Origin of the sequence: uncultured Agitococcus sp. (assembly GCF_937920075.1) — a bacterium.
Lineage (GTDB): Bacteria > Pseudomonadota > Gammaproteobacteria > Pseudomonadales > Moraxellaceae > Agitococcus.
The window spans coordinates 22445-39832 of sequence record NZ_CALETI010000177.1; the positions used below are offsets into that span (position 1 = coordinate 22445).

The 17388-nt window shown below is 38.9% G+C and carries 15 protein-coding genes; 6 read left to right on the forward strand and 9 right to left on the reverse strand.

Annotated features, from left to right (window positions below):
- Window positions 1-28: 28 nt before the first annotated feature.
- From Q0212_RS06845 to Q0212_RS06860, 4 genes are read right to left on the reverse strand one after another with little or no spacing between them, the layout of a single operon-like run.
- Entirely contained in the window at window positions 29-568 is a 540-nt protein-coding gene (locus Q0212_RS06845) for a pilus assembly protein PilP (protein WP_297923895.1), read from the reverse strand.
- The gene (locus Q0212_RS06850) at window positions 568-1281 is read right to left on the reverse strand and encodes a type 4a pilus biogenesis protein PilO (protein ID WP_297923897.1); all 714 of its coding nucleotides are present in this window, start codon (window positions 1279-1281) and stop codon (window positions 568-570) included. The genes Q0212_RS06845 and Q0212_RS06850 overlap by 1 nt, the downstream gene beginning before the upstream one ends.
- Window positions 1278-1904 (reverse strand): PilN domain-containing protein, encoded by a 627-nt coding sequence (locus Q0212_RS06855; RefSeq protein ID WP_297923899.1) that lies wholly within the window; start codon window positions 1902-1904, stop codon window positions 1278-1280. Before Q0212_RS06855 ends, Q0212_RS06850 begins: the two co-directional genes overlap by 4 nt.
- A complete protein-coding gene (locus Q0212_RS06860) occupies window positions 1904-2965 on the reverse strand; it encodes a pilus assembly protein PilM (protein ID WP_297923901.1) in 1062 nt (353 codons plus the stop codon). Before Q0212_RS06860 ends, Q0212_RS06855 begins: the two co-directional genes overlap by 1 nt.
- 175 nt (window positions 2966-3140) lie before the next feature.
- Between Q0212_RS06860 and Q0212_RS06865 the strand changes: the two genes are divergently transcribed.
- Window positions 3141-5576 carry a penicillin-binding protein 1A gene (locus Q0212_RS06865; protein ID WP_297923903.1) on the forward strand — a complete coding sequence of 812 codons (2436 nt, stop codon included), beginning with the start codon at window positions 3141-3143 and terminating at the stop codon, window positions 5574-5576.
- A gap of 47 nt (window positions 5577-5623) precedes the next feature.
- On the opposite strand, the gene rpmE is transcribed toward Q0212_RS06865, so the two are convergent.
- Complete coding sequence (gene rpmE, locus Q0212_RS06870) at window positions 5624-5836, reverse strand: 50S ribosomal protein L31 (RefSeq protein WP_297923904.1); 213 nt, start codon at window positions 5834-5836, stop codon at window positions 5624-5626.
- Window positions 5837-6067: 231 nt separating this feature from the next.
- Between rpmE and Q0212_RS06875 the strand changes: the two genes are divergently transcribed.
- Complete coding sequence (locus Q0212_RS06875) at window positions 6068-6700, forward strand: RDD family protein (protein WP_297923906.1); 633 nt, start codon at window positions 6068-6070, stop codon at window positions 6698-6700.
- 147 nt (window positions 6701-6847) lie between these two features.
- On the opposite strand, the gene Q0212_RS06880 is transcribed toward Q0212_RS06875, so the two are convergent.
- A complete protein-coding gene (locus Q0212_RS06880; RefSeq protein ID WP_297923908.1) occupies window positions 6848-8458 on the reverse strand; it encodes an NAD+ synthase in 1611 nt (536 codons plus the stop codon).
- Window positions 8459-8619: 161 nt separating this feature from the next.
- Here Q0212_RS06880 and Q0212_RS06885 point away from each other — a divergent pair, with 161 nt between their 5' ends.
- From Q0212_RS06885 to Q0212_RS06895, 3 genes are read left to right on the forward strand one after another with little or no spacing between them, the layout of a single operon-like run.
- A complete protein-coding gene (locus Q0212_RS06885) occupies window positions 8620-8865 on the forward strand; it encodes a PP0621 family protein (protein ID WP_297923910.1) in 246 nt (81 codons plus the stop codon).
- Window positions 8862-10472 carry an ATP-binding protein gene (locus Q0212_RS06890; protein WP_297923911.1) on the forward strand — a complete coding sequence of 537 codons (1611 nt, stop codon included), beginning with the start codon at window positions 8862-8864 and terminating at the stop codon, window positions 10470-10472. The genes Q0212_RS06885 and Q0212_RS06890 overlap by 4 nt, the downstream gene beginning before the upstream one ends.
- Window position 10473: 1 nt before the next feature.
- Window positions 10474-11883 (forward strand): sigma-54 dependent transcriptional regulator, encoded by a 1410-nt coding sequence (locus Q0212_RS06895; RefSeq protein WP_297923912.1) that lies wholly within the window; start codon window positions 10474-10476, stop codon window positions 11881-11883.
- On the opposite strand, the gene thiO is transcribed toward Q0212_RS06895, so the two are convergent.
- The gene (gene thiO / locus Q0212_RS06900; protein WP_297923913.1) at window positions 11878-12954 is read right to left on the reverse strand and encodes a glycine oxidase ThiO; all 1077 of its coding nucleotides are present in this window, start codon (window positions 12952-12954) and stop codon (window positions 11878-11880) included. The genes Q0212_RS06895 and thiO overlap by 6 nt on opposite strands.
- 156 nt (window positions 12955-13110) lie before the next feature.
- Here thiO and Q0212_RS06905 point away from each other — a divergent pair, with 156 nt between their 5' ends.
- A complete protein-coding gene (locus tag Q0212_RS06905) occupies window positions 13111-13584 on the forward strand; it encodes a GspH/FimT family protein (protein WP_297923914.1) in 474 nt (157 codons plus the stop codon).
- Here Q0212_RS06905 and Q0212_RS06910 read toward each other — a convergent pair.
- Both Q0212_RS06910 and Q0212_RS06915 read right to left on the reverse strand, forming a co-directional pair.
- The gene (locus Q0212_RS06910) at window positions 13581-14036 is read right to left on the reverse strand and encodes a type IV pilin protein (RefSeq protein WP_297923915.1); all 456 of its coding nucleotides are present in this window, start codon (window positions 14034-14036) and stop codon (window positions 13581-13583) included. The two genes, Q0212_RS06905 and Q0212_RS06910, sit on opposite strands and share 4 nt — an antisense overlap.
- 72 nt (window positions 14037-14108) lie before the next feature.
- Window positions 14109-17388, reverse strand: a 3280-nt coding sequence (locus tag Q0212_RS06915; RefSeq protein ID WP_297923916.1) for a PilC/PilY family type IV pilus protein, incomplete at its 5' end; no start/stop codon positions are given.

The window sequence follows — 17388 nt, forward strand, 5'->3', positions numbered from 1 at the left end:
TTGATCATTTAAATTCTCCAAGTCTTGACTATTTATCAGCCATGACCACACTGCGTGGACGCTCGACCCAACCATCTCGGCCATCAGGAACCACTTCAACCAGATTAATTTGACTCGGCGTAATTTCTACAATTTTGCCGTGATTTTTACCCATATAATTGCCTACTTTGACACGCTGAACACCACCATCAGCATCTTCAACTAATGCATAGAATGGTGCACTTGGTTTTGTTAAAGTTCCCTTCATACGTAAGGCCTCTAAACCAAACTTTTCCAAATATTCCTGAGGTCTTGAAAAATCGGGGGCAACTTGCTTTCCAGAGGCTTTTGCTAACAACTCTTCAAGTGTCGAAGGTGGCACAAAAGGACTACGCAACTGATGTGCAGCATATGCAAAAGTCGGCATGGGCGTAAACTCAGGCGGAGGCTCTATCCGCCCTCTAGGCTTAGCTCGTATGGCATCCATTCGAGCTTTCATCGTGTCAAAATCAGAAGAACAACCGACCACCCCAAACGAAGTAATAACCACCATTGAAAGAGCAATAACTTTATGCAGTATTTGCTTCATTATTTACCCTCCTTCTTCTGATCCGTTGGTGTGGATTTTTTATTAGCATCACCCTCAGCAGTATCTTTATAACGATAAGTTTTTGCTAAAATCTCCATCGTCAATATAGGTGCACCACTGTCAGCAAACTTATTTGACATTGGAGACACTACAAAATTATGCAAAGTTACTATTCTTGGCAATGCAGAAATACCACTAACAAATGCACCAAAAGCATGATAGTCACCTTGAACTTTGATTTTAATAGGCTGTTCTACATAAAACTCTTGGGTACTTTCCGTTTCTAAAGTAATACCATCAAAATCCAAGCCACTACCTAAACCAGTATGTGTAATATCCTCCAACAACTCTGGCACCTCTGTTTCTTTAGGCAACTGTCTTAACAAAGAGCCAAAGGACTCTTCCATATCAGCTAGTTGTTTTTTGTAGACATCTAGGTTATTTGCCTTAAAAACTTTTTGCTCAAACTCCTGCAACAAAGTTTCCTGAGCTTGCTCACCAGAAGCATAAGTTTCACGCATAGGAGAAAGATCGAATACATACCCCAAAACCAATACTAATATAAAGACAATAATATATACTAGTATTTTTGCCGCTAAAGGCCATGAACCAACATTTTGAGGATCCAGAGTATTTAGGGTATTTATAAACTCCTGCAAATCAAATTTTTTTACATCTGATTGAGCTTCAGCTTTGTCAGTTTTTAACTTCATTTAGCTGCCTCCTTGTTAGTTTTAACAACACCCGTTTTATCATCTGTTTTTATTGGTTCAGGTCCTTCTAACTCCACAGTAAGCGCAAAACGATTACTTCTTTTATCCAAACTAACTTTTGTAGCCTTCTTTACAGTATCATCTGCTGTTACCGTAGATAAAACAGGATTTTTGAACCATTCTGAAGCATTCAAATTTCTCAAAAAAGAAGATACTTGTGTATTGCTTTCAGCATTGCCTTCAATCGTAAATTTATCACCATCTCGTTTGACAGATAGCAAATAAACTTTGTTAGGAACACTACGGACTAACTCATCAAAAACTCTAACTATAATTGGTCTACGCCCTTGCAAATCTTGAATGACTTTCATTCGCGCTAATAATTCCTCTTTTCGCGTTTGCAATTCATCAATCTGCTTAATTTGTGAGTCCAACATAGCAATTTCTGATTGAATATAAGCTTTTCTTTCTTCTTGATCACTAAGCTGCGCACTCAACATCATATGAAAAAACAAAACAATTGCAGCTGCAGCAAGTGCGACTCCTGCGTTAATTGCAACAAACTCTTGCTGACGTTGCTTTTTAAGCTCTTGTCGCCATGGTAGTAAGTTTATCTTCGCCATCAGTCAAAACTCCTTAATGCTAAGCCACATGCAATCATTAATGAAGGTGCATCATTACTAATCGCCGCAGCATTAATTTGAGGAGCAAAAGACATATGTACAAACGGATTTGCCACAGATACTGCTGTCCCTAATTTTTCCTGAACAACATCAGCTAAGCCACTAATGGATGCTGTACCACCTGCTAATAATATATGATCAACATCATTATATTGACTTGAAGAAAAGAAAAACTGCAAAGAACGCGTAACTTGTTGAACAACTGCATCCTTAAAAGGGCGCAATACCTCTACTTCATAATCATCAGGAAGACCACCTTCTTTTTTTAATCGTCCTGCTTCCTCAAAAGATAAACCATAACGGCGTTGAATTTCTTCTGTTAATTGCTTTCCACCAAACATTTGTTCACGCGTGTAAATAATTTTACCATCGTTAACAACACTCAGTGTAGTCATTGATGCCCCAATATCTATAATAGCAACAGTACCATCACGACCACACGGCAAACTGTCCACTAATAAATCGAATGCACGTTCCATGGCATATGCTTCAACATCGACTATTTTTGCGGTTAAATTTGCAATAACCAAAGCATCAGTACGTAGCTCTATATTTTCTGTACGAGAAGCTGCCAATAAAACACTCACCCGCTCTGGATTAGTTGTTGATGGCCCAATCACTTCAAAATCTAGGCTAATTTCTTCCAATGGGTATGGGATATACTGATCAGCTTCTAAACGAATTTGAGACTCACGCTCATCATCGGACAAATCAGCATCCATCTCAATGGTTTTAGTAATAACTGCTGAACCTGAAACTGCGACAGCTACATTCTTTGTTTTAGGCTTAGCTTTAGCAATCAATCGAGTAATTGCATCACCCACACCTTCAACATCAGCAATATTTTTCTCAACCACAGCATTTTGCGGCAGTGGTTCGACCCCATAACTTTCTACACGATATCGCTCGCCTTGTAGACTAAGCTCCAAGAGTTTGACGGATGTAGAACTAATGTCTAAGCCCAATAGGCTTGTATTTTTTTTACTGAGAAAGGGCAGCACGTTGTTTGTTCCCTTTTATTTTTGTAATAAGAATGCAGAGTTATACCACATTCTTGCCAATTAACATTAAATGATAGTCTTAACACGACTACAAGTACCGCACAAGTACTTATATAGGTATAATCTACCATAAATTAGTGACTGTCACCTAGTTTGTTATTAACCTTGGTTTCCAATGAACAAAATAAATCTTAAATCAATCAATTTTCATCCATTGGTCGCTTTCGGCTTATTAGGTTTGCTTAGCGTATCAATACTTAGCAGCGGTGTCTATTTATACCTTACACCACAATTGCCAAATGTTGAACAGCTCCGCGAAATTAAACTGGAAACCCCTTTGCAAATTTACAGTAAAGACGGAAAACTCATCAGCGAATTTGGCGAAAAGCATAGTCGCCCTCTTCATTACAATGAAATTCCGCCTTTATTAGTCAAAGCCTTTTTAGCTGCTGAAGATGATACTTTTTTTGTTCATCAGGGCATTAGTTTAAAAGGTCTCGCACGTGCATTTGTTGATTTAGCCGAAAGTGGTTCAATTCAATCAGGTGGTTCAACAATCACCATGCAAGTCGCAAAAAATTATTTTCTATCATCACAGCGTACATTTAGCCGTAAATTTACCGAAATTCTTTTAGCACAAAATATTGAGCAAGCGTTAACTAAACAAGAAATTTTTGAGCTTTACGTCAATAAAATTTATCTTGGCCAACGTGCTTATGGCATTGGTGCTGCTGCCGAAGTTTACTACAATAAAAAAAATATTCACACTCTTTCTTTAGCAGAAATGGCGATGATTGCAGGTCTGCCTAAAGCCCCTTCAAAATATAATCCCGTCGTTAATCCTAAACGTGCCATAGAGCGGCGTAATTGGATTTTGGGGCGTATGTTAAAGTTAGGTTTTATTAACAAAGCGGCTCACGATCAAGCTATTCAAGAAGGAACAGGGATTGAATATCGGAGTGAAGTTGCAGACGTATCAGCACCTTATCTTGCTGAAATGGTGCGTGCGGCTTTAACGGCTCGCTTTGGCGAAACAGTATTAGGCAGTGGTTATAAAGTTTATACAACCGTCCGCTCCGATATTCAAAATGCAGCGGTTCAATCCGTGATTGATGGTTTAATGGCTTATGATTTACGGCATGGTTGGCGCGGGGCAGAAGCCAATAGCGAAGATAAATCCCTTTCTCATTTTGATGTTGTTGGCGGTCTTTCGCCTGCTCAAGTGCTAAAAGTTAATAAACACTCTGTTGAAGCTCTCATGCGTGACGGTCAAACAGTTACTATTCCATGGGGGGGGTTGAGTTGGGCAAGAGCCTATAAATCGGTTAATAGCGTAGGCCCTTCGCCTAATAAAGCCAGTCAAATTGTTAAAGTTGGCGATATTATTCGCATCAAAAAAGCAGGAGGAATTTGGGTTTTACGTCAAATTCCCAAAGTACAAGGAGAACTAATTGCACTCAACCCAGAAACAGGAGCAATTGAGGCACTTGCAGGGGGATTTGATTTTAATATCAGCCAATTTAATCATGCTATCCAAGGTTGGCGTCAAGCTGGCTCTACCCTCAAACCCTTTGTTTATGCGTTGGCATTAGAACGAGGATTTACACCATACAGTGTTGTCAGTGACTCACCTATGACAATTGGTAATTGGAGTCCTAGTAATGCTGACGGTCGCTTTATGGGTCCCATTACTTTAAGACGAGCTTTGTATTTATCCCGTAATTTGGTGTCTGTACGTTTATTACAGTCCGTTACTTTAGACAGAGCACGTCAGTATCTGCCTCGTTTTGGTTTTATTGATGACAAATTACCGAATAATCTTACCTTAGCATTAGGGACGGCACAGGTTGTTCCCTTACAGATGGCCACTGCCTATGCAGCCTTTGCAAATGGTGGTTATCGTGTAAATCCTTACTTTATTGAGCGAATTGAAGACACTAAAGGCACTGTTTTATTTCAGGCAAAACCTGAGCAAGTTTGTAAGCCGTGTGAAAATCCTGCACTCGCCAATGAAATGATGACACCTCGTCCAGAGACTCCACCTAGCGAAATTGTTGGTCAAGGGGAATCCGTTAAAGTGATTGAAGCCCCCTCAGAAGAAAATCAACTCACTGCACCAAGTACCACTTTAACATTACCAGACTATCCTATTGCTAAACGTATTATGAGTGAGAAAGCATCCAAAGATATGGCTAATATCTTACGTGATGTAATTTTACATGGAACTGCACGTAGCGCATTGCGCTTAGGACGTAGTGATATTGCAGGAAAAACAGGAACGACAAATGATGCTAAAGATGCATGGTTTGCAGGTTTTAATCCCAAACTAGTTGCAGTCAGTTGGGTTGGTTTTGATCAACCTGCCTCATTAGGACGTTTAGAATATGGCGGTTATGCAGCTCTACCCTTATGGAACTCATTTATGGATTATGCCTTGACAGATATTCCAGAACAATGGATTGATGGTTCTCGTCCACAAGCAGCCAAACCGAAGGCCAATACAGCTAACAATAGCAGTTCTGCACCAAGTGACGCTAGTCCAACAACTGAACCGCAAAATAATAGCGAAACTAGCCTACCTAGCACCCCACCTGCTGAAGATTTATTCTAAAAATAAAAAAGCGAGCTATTGCTCGCTTTTTTGGGGTTTGACTAAAATTATTTTTTAGCAAAACGATTAAAGCGTTGTTTAAATTTGTCGATACGGCCACCAGTATCAACAACTTTTTGTTGACCAGTGTAGAATGGGTGACACTTGCTACAAACGTCAAGGTGAATGTTTTTAGCTAAGGTAGAGCGAGTCACAATAACATTACCACAAGAACAAGTTGCAGTAATTTCTTCATATTTTGGATGGATATCAGCTTTCATGATTAAATCTCAAAGAGTGGTTTAAGGAGTGCTCGCCCCCCTGCGTAAGGCTCATAGGCTTGGAGCAGGAACGAACAACGACCATTCTTTTGGCTAACCCTAACAGTCACTTCGTTAGAGCCCAGCACAACAAGGGGGCGAAATATAACAAATTTCAACCATCTCTGCACTTATTTTTTCTCTATTCACGATATAATGCTAATTCTAGTCTTGTGAATATCATCCGTACCAATGTCTAAAAAATCCAAAAAACCACGCCAAAGCCACACTACGACACCAACACCTCCTGAAGCAACCCAAGTTGAGTTAGCGGGTATTGGCGTTCGCTTAGCTGCTGCCATTTATGATGGGTTATTAATTTTTGCGATTAATGCGATTGTTGCAGTTATTTTAGTTGTGATTGCTACGCCTTCTGAGGTTTCGAGCCAAAATCAAACTCAAGTTTTATCAAGCAATTTTCGCCATTTAATATTATTTCCAGCAATGGTTGTAATGACTTGGCTATTTTATGGCTATTTCTGGCGCAGACGCGGTCAAACTTTGGGTATGCAAACATGGCGTTTAAAAGTCATTAAACCTGATGGTCGATTATTAAACTGGTCAGACAGTATGGGGCGTTGTGCCGCGAGTTTAATTTTGCCAAGTATTTGTGGTTTAGCGGCAAATATTCTTTATCATAGTGAGGGTGCATTTGCTCTGAGTCTAGTTTTTGGCTTTGTTGGTAATTATCTTTGGGCATTGATTAATGGCAGACGCCTTGCTTGGCATGATCAGCTCTCTGCAACTGTTGTCATTCGAGTGCCTGAAGACCCACGCCAAAAACGCGGTATGTTGGGATGGTTCTCTAAAACCGATGAAGAATAGCTCAAACATCCTTTCCTTCAACTCCGCTCAGGGAGTAATGCCAGTCAGTTAAGAGAAAATTGTCTCTTAAAAATAACCCTTCGACTTCGCTCAGGGTACATTTTTAGTTGGTTGAGCGAAGTCGAAACCTATACCTAAAACTCCATCTTAAATGCCAATTTTCCAGCCATTAACTAAAGGATAACGTCTATCTCGACCAAAACCACGCTGACTAATACGAGGGCCTATGGCTGCCTGACGACGTTTATATTCATTAAAATCAACCATTCTTAACACGCGATACACGGTATCACGCTCAAAACCTTGACTAATAATGGCTTCTGCGCTTTGATCTTGCTCAATATATAAAGCCAAAATGGCATCTAAAATAGGATATGGTGGTAAGCTATCTTCGTCTTTTTGGTCAGGGGCTAATTCTGCTGACGGTGGGCGGTCAATGACTCGTTGAGGAATAATGGCTTTGCCAGCCAAACGATTTCGATATTCAGCCAATCTAAACACCAAGGTTTTAGGCACATCTTTTAAAACATCAAAGCCCCCCGCCATATCACCATACAATGTCGCATAGCCCACAGCCATTTCTGATTTATTGCCTGTGGTTAATACTAACCAGCCCTTTTTGTTTGATAAAGCCATTAACAGCACACCACGCGAACGGGCTTGTAAATTTTCTTCAGTTTTATCTTTAGCCATGCCTGCAAAAGCTGGTGCTAATAATTGGGAAAATGCCTCTACTGTCGGAGCAATTTCAATGATTGAATAGTTCACACCTAAAGTCTTTGCTTCTTGTGCGGCATCTTCCAAGCTCATTTGAGAAGTATAATGATAAGGCATCATCACCGCATTAACCTGCTCTGCCCCCAAGGCATCAACCGCTATTGCCAACACTAAGGCTGAATCAATACCGCCAGATAAACCTAACACTACTCCTGTAAAACCACTTTTACTCACATAATCCTTTACACCAAGCACAAGAGCTTGATAAACAGCAGCTTCTTCACTCAATAATTTAGCTCGTTCTTTTTTACTAAATTGTTTATCAAAATCAACTATTAATAACTCTTCTACAAATAATGGTGCTTCAGCTGCTATATCACCATCTGCATTAATCATAAAAGAGCCACCATCAAAGACTAACTCATCCTGCCCCCCCACTAAATTAACATAAGCAATTGGCAATTGATGTTGTTGGGCACGTTGTTGAACCATCTGCAAACGCTGCGCTTGCTTATTTATATGAAAGGGCGAGGCATTTAACACCACTAATAAATCCGTTTTTGCATTTTTGGCCTGTATTGCAACCTCATCATGCCAAATATCTTCACAAATCGCTAACGCAATTTTTTGACCTTTATAATCGAAATAAAATCCTTGTGTACCTGCACTAAAATATCTTTTTTCATCAAACACTTGATAATTAGGTAATTTTTGTTTGGCATACTCTCCCAAACATTGACCATTTAACCACACACCTGCCATATTAAATAATTGGCCTGCTATCATTTTTGGATAAGCTAAAACAAGGACAATATTTTTAATGTCTGCTAGACTCTGCAAGGCTTGTTCAATACGAATAGTTAAACTAGGGCGTAACAATAAATCTTCTGGAGGATAGCCTGTTAAACACAATTCAGGAAAAACTATCATTTCCGCGCCTTGTTGTTTAGCTTGCTCAGCAAGTTGACGAACTTTGTGGCTGTTTTCAGTAATAGCCCCAACGACAAAATTATGTTGAGCAAAAGCAATACGTAGAGTCATAACTATCTCTATACCAAAATTCAAGTTGGTATAGATTATAAAACAGGACTGGCGCATTTCACTGAAATTAGCGCGTTTTGCGCGCTAAAAATCGTTAAAAACGCTTATTTAGCACGCAAATAAGCGATAACCGCGTCAATTTTAAAAACGTTGAGGTGTTTATGGGTGGTATTCTGCGTTTATTAATTATTGCTGCCGTTGTTTATTTAGCTTATGTGTGGATTCGTAAATTACTCAATTCACAACAGCATACTACAGAGGTACAAAAAGCTGACGAGCCTCGACAATTAATGAAACAGTGCGCTTATTGTCAGGTACATATTCCTGAAGGAGAAAGCACACAATCTCAAGGACATTTTTTTTGCAGTGAGCATCATCGTGATTTATTTTTACAACAACAAAAATGACACCCACACTACCTCAAACTAAATTTGCAGAAAGCCATGATGACTGGCGATTATTAAGGATTTATACCTATTATCGTCTTTTATTAGCCGCACTATTACTGGTTTTGTTTAGTATTAACCCCAATAATCCGCTTTTAGGCAGTGAAAACCCAAAGCTATTTTTAATCAGTGGTGCGGCCTATTTACTCATTGCCGTTAGCAATTTAGTGATTAGTCAACGCCTACGTTCAGAACCTCGCTTACAGGCATTCTTTTTTGTTTTAATTGATATTATTTTTATCACGCTCATCATGCACGCAAATGGTGGGCCGACCGCACAACTGAGTTTACTTTATCTAGTCATGGTGGCAGCAGGTAATATTTTATTACCTGATAAACGCGGCCCACTGATCGCCGCCATTGCGTCGATTGCAGTTTTATACGAGCAATTTTATTTTACCTTAAATAATTATGAACGCATCAGCTCCGCTAATTTAGTGCAAGCCTCAATTTTAGGGATTAGTTTTTTTGCTATTGCTTTGTTTAGTCAATTAATTAGCCATCGTTTTCGGCAAGTTGAAGCTTTAGCGTTACAAAAATCCTTAGAGGTAGAAAGTTTACAACAACTTAATGAACAAATTATCAATAGAATGCACACAGGTGTATTAGTGGTAAATCCTGAACGAGAGCTACTACTATATAATAATGCCGCTCAACAATTATTAGGCATAAATGATATTCATAAAACCGATCATTTAAAAAATATTTCTGGCACTATTGATGCTGGTTTATTAGCATGGCGACAAAATTTAATGATTCGACCTCTAGTCTTTAAAAACCAAGCCACTTACCCAGAAATTAATGTTTCATATATGCAGTTAGACATTCAAAATAAAGAAAGTAATATACTGATTTTTTTAGAAAATACGGCTCAAATGACCCAAAAAGCCCAACAATTAAAATTAGCATCATTAGGTCGCTTAACCGCTAGTATTGCCCACGAAATTCGTAATCCTTTAGGAGCAATCAGTCATGCAGCCCAATTATTAATAGAGTCTGAAGATATTAAAGGACCAGACGCTCGATTATTAAAAATTATTGAACAACACTGCGTTCGTGTTAATAATATAGTTGAAACAGTTTTGCAGTTATCACGCCGACAAAAATCAACACCACAACTGTTAAATCTAAAAGTATGGCTTGATAATTTTATTGATGAATATCACCAAACCAATCACCAACAAAAAACGATCATATTTCAGTCAACCGATAATATACTGATTCGTTTTGATACCGATCAGCTGTATCAAGTCATTTATAATATGGTAAATAACGCTTTTCGTTATAGTGCCAAAAATGGCCATCATACGATTGAACTTATGGCTGATGTTGACGATTTAACGCAACTACCGTATTTAGAAATTTATGATTTAGGGCCAGGTGTTGCGCTTGAAAACCAAAAAAATTTATTTGAACCATTTTTTACTACTGAAAAAAATGGTACAGGCTTAGGCTTATATTTATCCAAAGAGCTTTGCGAAGCAAATCAAGCTCATTTAGATTACTTACCTCAGCCCGAAGGCGCTTGTTTTAGAATTACTTTTTCTCATCCTAATCGGCTAATTTAATATGACAACAAAAGCATTAATCATTGATGATGAACCAGACTTAACTGAACTTTTAGCCATCACACTTGAGCGAATGGGGATAGAATGTCGTTTAGCAAATGATGTGACTACCGCTTTAAATTTACTAAAAAAAGAAACTTTTCAACTCTGTTTAAGCGATATGCACTTACCTGATGGTAGTGGTTTAGATATCGTGCAAACAATTCAAAAACTGTATCCGCAAACACCTGTTGCAGTCATTACTGCTTATGGCAGTACCGAGATGGCGGTCACTGTGCTAAAAGCGGGTGCGTTTGATTTTGTTTCCAAACCTATTGAGCTACCCCGCCTTCGCGATTTAGTGCGTAATGCCCTAAAAGTATCTGGTCAACATCGCCCCAAAGATGACTATGAAAATAGACTTTTAGGCCAATCACAAGTCATGCTTGACTTAAAAGAAACGATTCGTAAATTAGCTCGTAGCCAAGCACCTGTTTATATCAGTGGCGAATCTGGTACTGGTAAAGAAGTTGTTGCCCGTCTAATTCATGATTTAAGCCCACGAGCCGAAAAACCCTTTATTCCTGTTAACTGTGGTGCGATTCCTTCGGAACTGATGGAAAGTGAATTTTTTGGCCATAAAAAAGGTAGCTTTACAGGCGCGACAGAAGACAAAATTGGTCTATTTCAAGCCGCCAATGAAGGCACTTTATTTTTAGATGAGGTTGCAGACTTGCCTATTAGTATGCAGGTTAAGCTGTTACGTGCCATCCAAGAAAAGACTGTTCGCCCGATTGGCCATGCTAAAGAAATTCCTGTCAATATTCGTTTGTTAAGTGCCACACACAAAGACTTGGCTGCTGAAGTAGCTGCTGGACGATTTCGTCAAGATTTATTTTATCGAATCAATGTTATTCAAGCGCGCATCCCGCCACTCAAAGAGCGTGGTGAAGACATTATTTTACTAGCCAATAACTTTTTACATCGGCTTAGCGAAGACTGGGGCATTACTGAGCCAAAATTGAGTCCATCAGCACGGCATGCTTTAAAGCATTATCCCTTTCCAGGAAATGTGAGAGAGCTGCAAAATATTTTAGAGCGTGCTTTAACGTTATGCGAAGGCAATGAAATTTTAGCAGAGCATCTACAACTGCCAACACATACGCCTTTTAGTACTAGCAATAAAACTCCCACCCCCGCTCATGGTGTACATGCTTATAGTGACAACACACCTCCACCAAGTAATAGCGAATCTCTTGAAGATTATTTATTAACCATTGAAAAGAACTTAATTATTAAAGCCTTAGATGATACACGTTGGAATCGTACTGCTGCAGCGAAAAAATTAGGCATGACTTTTCGTTCATTACGCTACCGTTTAAAGAAATTAGGTTTAGATGACGATAGCGATGATGATAATGATGGCTTATAACACTTGATAAGGGGTTGGGTTAATCGTTAACTGTAAACCTAACATCTGCTCAAGCAATAATTGAGCAGATGCAGGAGCTAAAACCAAGCCATTTCTAAATTGCCCTGCATTAATCCATAAATTGGCCAACACAGGATGTTTACCAATAAACGGAATACCATTTGGCGATGCAGGCCGCAAACCTGCCCATTGTTTAATGGGTTGATATGCAGCTAACAAAGGCAATATTCTTTGAGCAGAAGACATTAATACTTGTTTAGCTTGCTCATTCGTTGTTTTGTCAAAACCAGTATCCTCAACAGTTGAACCACACAAAATATGGCCATCCGCACGTGGAATTAAATAATGTCCTTGATGCAACACAATTTGTTTTAATAGTTGTTTTTCTAACTTATAAAGCAACATTTGCCCCTTGATCGGACGAATAGGTAAATCTAAATTTAATTGCTCAACTACTTTTGCTGTCCACGCACCTGTTGCCACAATAAATTGATCCGCATAATATAGTTGATTATGCACAGTTTTTACGGCAATTAGCTGTTCGTTTTCTATAACAAACCCAGTGACTTCTGCATCAACAATACGCCTGCCTCCTAACAGTTCAACAGCCTGCAATAAAGCCTGCAATAATCGAGGATTACGTATATTCGCAATATGTGGCAACCAAATAGCTTGTTTAAAACTGGCTAAATTAGGGTTAATCTCCATAATTTGACTTTGCCCTAATTCAAAAACCGTTTGTTGATTTTGTTGTCCCCAAGCTAAAGCATCTCGCCGATCTTCTGTCTCTAACATCAACATACCACAAGGTATTAATTCAACATCAATACCCGTTAATTCAAATAGTTCTTTAGCTAAAAGGGGATATTGTGCTTGAGCCAATTGTGCCAAAGCTGTAACGGCAGCAGAATATCGCCAAGGATACATGGGGGAAACAATCCCTCCACCAGCCCAAGAAGACTCAAACTCTTGCTGATTTTTTTCTAAAATGGTGACTTGATGTCCTAATTTTAATAATTTATATGCTTGTAATAAGCCAATGACTCCAGAACCTATCACAACAATATTCATCTATTGACTCCAACACACAAAAAACCTAATATAAAAAAGATAGGATTAAACATTTATAAGGATATAAATATGTACTCTCAAAGAGCATTTACATTACTTGAGACTATTGCCTGTGTATTAATTTTTATGATTATACTGCTATTTGCAGCACACAACATGGCAACATATCGTAAAACACAACAAGCTCAACTGATTAGCAAAGAACTACAACATATTGTTCATTCAGCTCGCGGATTAGCCTTAACCAAACGCAGAGCATTAACTTTGTGCGGATCAACAGACGGCTACAGTTGTGATCAAAATTGGAGTCAAGGAGCTTTACTTTTTGAAGATAATAATAGAAATGGACAATTTGATAGTGATGAATTTTTAGTCAAATATACCCCGTTTGCCTTAAAAAACTCAAAACTCATTTGGAAAGGTTTTCTGGGGTCATTTATGCGCTTTGAGAGTATGGGAATCACATCTGCCAGCAATGGCACGTTTACTTACTGCCAAACTGACCATGATCCCCGTTTTAGCCGACAAGTGATAGTCAGTCGTGGGGGACGTGCTAGACTATCACAGGATAAAAATGGCGATGGCATACATGAAGATATATCAGGTGCGGCCAAAATAAACTGCCCTTAATTCCATCCTTGAGCTGCATCACCTAAAGTACATGTTGTCGTTGCAGCACCTTGTAACCAACAACGTTGACCTACACTGTTCAACATAAGAACCCCATCCTGTTTTTGAGTATTACTTGTTGCTTGAGCTTTTAGTGTCCATGTTAAATTGGGCGTTCCATCAGTATTGTCACCAGTCAATGTTAATGTATAGTGAGCTTGCCCTTGCTGAGGATAAACAGAGGCCCCATAAATACCCGTATTACTAAGAGTTGCCCCCTGATATCTAAAATTTTGCGCCTTATATCGCTCTAGTGCAGCTGCAATCACTAACATCTGTGCCTGCATATCAGCACGATTACTTCTTAAAACATACTGCCGATAACTAGGAATCGCTATAGAAGCTAAAATACCAATAATTGCCACTGTTATCATCAACTCCATAAGGGTAAAGCCCTTATTCTGCTTACTCATTATACACACCTCCCCACATCCTATTCTATTATTTAGAATTAGACCAAATTGATATTTGGTCTAAAATCAAAGTTATTTTTTCGTTTTCTCACGCCATTTTTTGGTTGGTACTAGTTGTGCGCTACCAGCCGTTATTCCTGCAAAAATACCTTTATCAACCGAAGTACCTACCAACACATTTAGCTCATTAGCACCTGTTGACGGATTTTTTGTGAGAATCAACTGAGGCTCGCCCCCCAAGCCCGCCATAATATTACTCTTTTTATAATTATTAAAACCTGTAGGCTCTGAACCAGCTGCCCAACACATTTTTCCATAAGGCATACACATAGTATAGAGATTTGTTTTTCCTTTAACTGGCGTACAATTAGTGGTTGAAGACGCTGTTGGTGAATAAGAACTAAAAACCAACTTCTCCTTAAATATAAATCCTGATGCCAAAGCCTTTTCACCAGATTCAGGAAAGTCAACATACCAACCTTTTTTGGTTTGTCCCACACCATTTTGCTGAGTTGCTGCTGCATTCATATCTAATAAATCCAAATCAGCATGAGTAATAACTGCTTGCAAGGCTGAATCCTCCAAGCTCAATAAATTAGGCTTAGTGACATCATAATCAAAGAAAGTATAGAAACGCTCATCAGTAACTGTATTTAATGGGCGACTTCTATATCCACTCCCCATACTTACAGCAGCAAAAAGACTGCCTGAGGTGTTTTTAAACGTAGCAACTGCTGGTGGCTCATAAAAACGGCGTTGATTGACTAAATTAGCTGTTTCTGTTTGGCCTACTTTTGCAATTAGTCTTACACGCTTTGCTATATTTGTTTTGGTCGTTGCTTTACGATCTAAATCTATTCTAAATACTTGTCCGCCTAAATCGCCAATATAAATAACGTCTGCCACTCCATCAGAATCTAAATCAAGTGCTTTAGGCGATGACGGAATACTAAACTTCATATCATCAACGAGTTTATCTGGAGAATCTGTGCTATTGCCACTAGCCATCCACAATAAGTCACCTTTTTCGGCATCAACAATATAAATTTGATTACCTTTATCTATATCTGCAAAAGGTAACGCCAAAGCATGGTTCTCATGCTTATCATCGTAACCACCACCAAAAATCATCACTCTTTTTGGCTTACCCTCTACATAAATACTGGTAATAACAGGTTCCGACCATGTTTGCCCCATTCTGGCATATTTAGTACCTGTTTTACCTCCATCAATCGCAAACATTAATTTAGGACTATCTAGATTCGTCACGTCCAAGGCGTAATAGTTATCCCCCCCCATACGCATACCACCATATAACCAGATTTTATCACCTGTACCAATTTGTCCAGAACCATCGGTATCTTTTCTATAAGATACCCATGTTAAGTCCATACCAAAAGCTGGCAAGACTGCAGCAGGATTTAAATACAAATCTTTTAAAGTTGCTAATTTCTCACCAGGCGTGAACGTAAACTTTTCTTCACCTGTTTTTGCATTAACAACATGTAACGATCCCTCTAAGGTACTAAAAAACAAATAGTTATCTTGATTATCTGCATTATTAGCCGTAGCTAACTCACCAGTGTAACCATAATTAACTAAAATAGGACGAGAATGTAATGCCCCTCCCAAACGCTGACGAGCTTCTGTAGGAGTATTAGTGGACGTCAAAGAACTTATGTCATATCCCTGATACCATTTCATTAAATTAATATACTCTGTCCCTGATGTACCCGTTTTTCCTTGAAGCGTCGTATTTAGAGTCGTTGTGCTGCCCAAATTAGTAAAATCAATTTCTTGCAAGCTAACTGGTGAGGACAGTGAAGTCAATGCATCTGTATAGGTGTACATTTTTCTGGTGGGTAATTTTGTGGCTGTTAATTTGCTTGCTGCACCACCTGCAGAGGCACTTTCCCCATCAACTGCTGTGCTCCAAAAACTTTTAGCATCACTTTTAAAAAATCCAGTATCTGAATTAACAGCATTTTTAGCGGGCGTGGAGTTATCATAAATTACACCATCGGTCCCCAAACGATAACGTTTTAAATTACCTTGCCAATGTAAAGAATTAGGCTTAGGGTCAAACACGGCATAATAAAGCTGATCTAAATGATTTAAGCGGTTTAACTGGTTAACTGCTACACCTGCTGCACTAATCGTACCACTAGACTTGACTGCGTCATTAACAACATCAGTAAAAGCTTTTGCTAAAGCAGCCGTATCTGTTGCGGTATAGGCTTTTCCCCCGCCATATGTTTCAGAAACTGTCTTCATATTATCTTCAGCAGTTTCTAAAGGCCCTAAAATCATTGTACTGGTATAAATTTTCTTTTTAGGTGTGGTGTTATTTAATTTAGTTGTTTTATTGTTATATTGAGCCAGTTTATTCATACAACTCCAATTATCTGAACAAACACTCTTAGTTGACCCCATAATATCCTTAACATCATTTGTCACATCAGCTTGAGCATTTGGCTCACCATCAGTTAACAAAAAGATATAATTAGCCGAACATTGGTCATCTTCAGGAATTGGACTGATATAACGCACAGCAGAAGTGCCACCCTTCTCAACCACTCGCGGATCATAATCTGTACTACTTTTATAATAAGGCTGCATCCCATACATATAACGACTAGCCGCAGCAAAGGTACTTGCCAATGGAGTATAGTTTTTAAGTGTTAAGTTATTAACCTCTTGCTCTATCTGATCACGCACCGTCTCTAAAAAGGTCAGTTGATTTAACTCATTAACCGACCAATTAATGGTTAACTTGGGACGATACGTTGCTGGACCATCAAAAGAGTATATAGCAGTGTTTATGAGGGCGGGGGTGCTACTCCACAATTTAAAACCAATATTTTTACCCACATTCCATCCTGTGTTTGTTAACACGTCGTTAACAATATTGGTTACGTCTATGTCATAAAATTGGTCTGTAGTGACCAAACCAGGACTCCACGATGTGCTATTAGTGGTCAACGGAAGGTTTTTTAAGGTGGTGGGGTTGGAGCATGTACCTGCAGGGCAAAAACTAACATCGGGTGAGCTAAAACCTTTAATGGTCACCGCTTGCACACCTGTGAAAACCGTCTTACTAGCATAGACTCTTAAAGTTGCGGTGCTGGCAACGGCATTTTGTGGAATTTGTAAATTATCAAATAAAATACCACTTTCCTTTTTTGTGTCCAAAATTAGCGTGTTGACTTCCAAAGTTGTGCTAGTGTTATTAGTAGAACCTGAACCATCAGCCGCCCAATAAGCATCATTTTTGCTGTTAGAAACCGTAGAGACCGTTGTTTTAGCAACCCCTGAATTTTTAATACAACTATTAGTCAATTCTGGGTCAACC

What these genes read in the sequence shown, in the direction of transcription:
- Q0212_RS06885 (WP_297923910.1), top strand. Translation starts at nt 8,620, where the DNA reads ATGGGTGGTATTCTGCGTTTATTAATTATTGCTGCCGTTGTTTATTTA.
- Q0212_RS06865 (WP_297923903.1), top strand. Translation starts at nt 3,141, where the DNA reads ATGAACAAAATAAATCTTAAATCAATCAATTTTCATCCATTGGTCGCT.
- Q0212_RS06905 (WP_297923914.1), top strand. Translation starts at nt 13,111, where the DNA reads ATGGCAACATATCGTAAAACACAACAAGCTCAACTGATTAGCAAAGAA.
- Q0212_RS06845 (WP_297923895.1), bottom strand. Translation starts at nt 568, where the DNA reads ATGAAGCAAATACTGCATAAAGTTATTGCTCTTTCAATGGTGGTTATT.
- thiO (WP_297923913.1), bottom strand. Translation starts at nt 12,954, where the DNA reads ATGAATATTGTTGTGATAGGTTCTGGAGTCATTGGCTTATTACAAGCA.
- rpmE (WP_297923904.1), bottom strand. Translation starts at nt 5,836, where the DNA reads ATGAAAGCTGATATCCATCCAAAATATGAAGAAATTACTGCAACTTGT.
- Q0212_RS06890 (WP_297923911.1), top strand. Translation starts at nt 8,862, where the DNA reads ATGACACCCACACTACCTCAAACTAAATTTGCAGAAAGCCATGATGAC.
- Q0212_RS06895 (WP_297923912.1), top strand. Translation starts at nt 10,474, where the DNA reads ATGACAACAAAAGCATTAATCATTGATGATGAACCAGACTTAACTGAA.
- Q0212_RS06910 (WP_297923915.1), bottom strand. Translation starts at nt 14,036, where the DNA reads ATGAGTAAGCAGAATAAGGGCTTTACCCTTATGGAGTTGATGATAACA.
- Q0212_RS06850 (WP_297923897.1), bottom strand. Translation starts at nt 1,281, where the DNA reads ATGAAGTTAAAAACTGACAAAGCTGAAGCTCAATCAGATGTAAAAAAA.
- Q0212_RS06880 (WP_297923908.1), bottom strand. Translation starts at nt 8,458, where the DNA reads ATGACTCTACGTATTGCTTTTGCTCAACATAATTTTGTCGTTGGGGCT.
- Q0212_RS06855 (WP_297923899.1), bottom strand. Translation starts at nt 1,904, where the DNA reads ATGGCGAAGATAAACTTACTACCATGGCGACAAGAGCTTAAAAAGCAA.
- Q0212_RS06875 (WP_297923906.1), top strand. Translation starts at nt 6,068, where the DNA reads ATGTCTAAAAAATCCAAAAAACCACGCCAAAGCCACACTACGACACCA.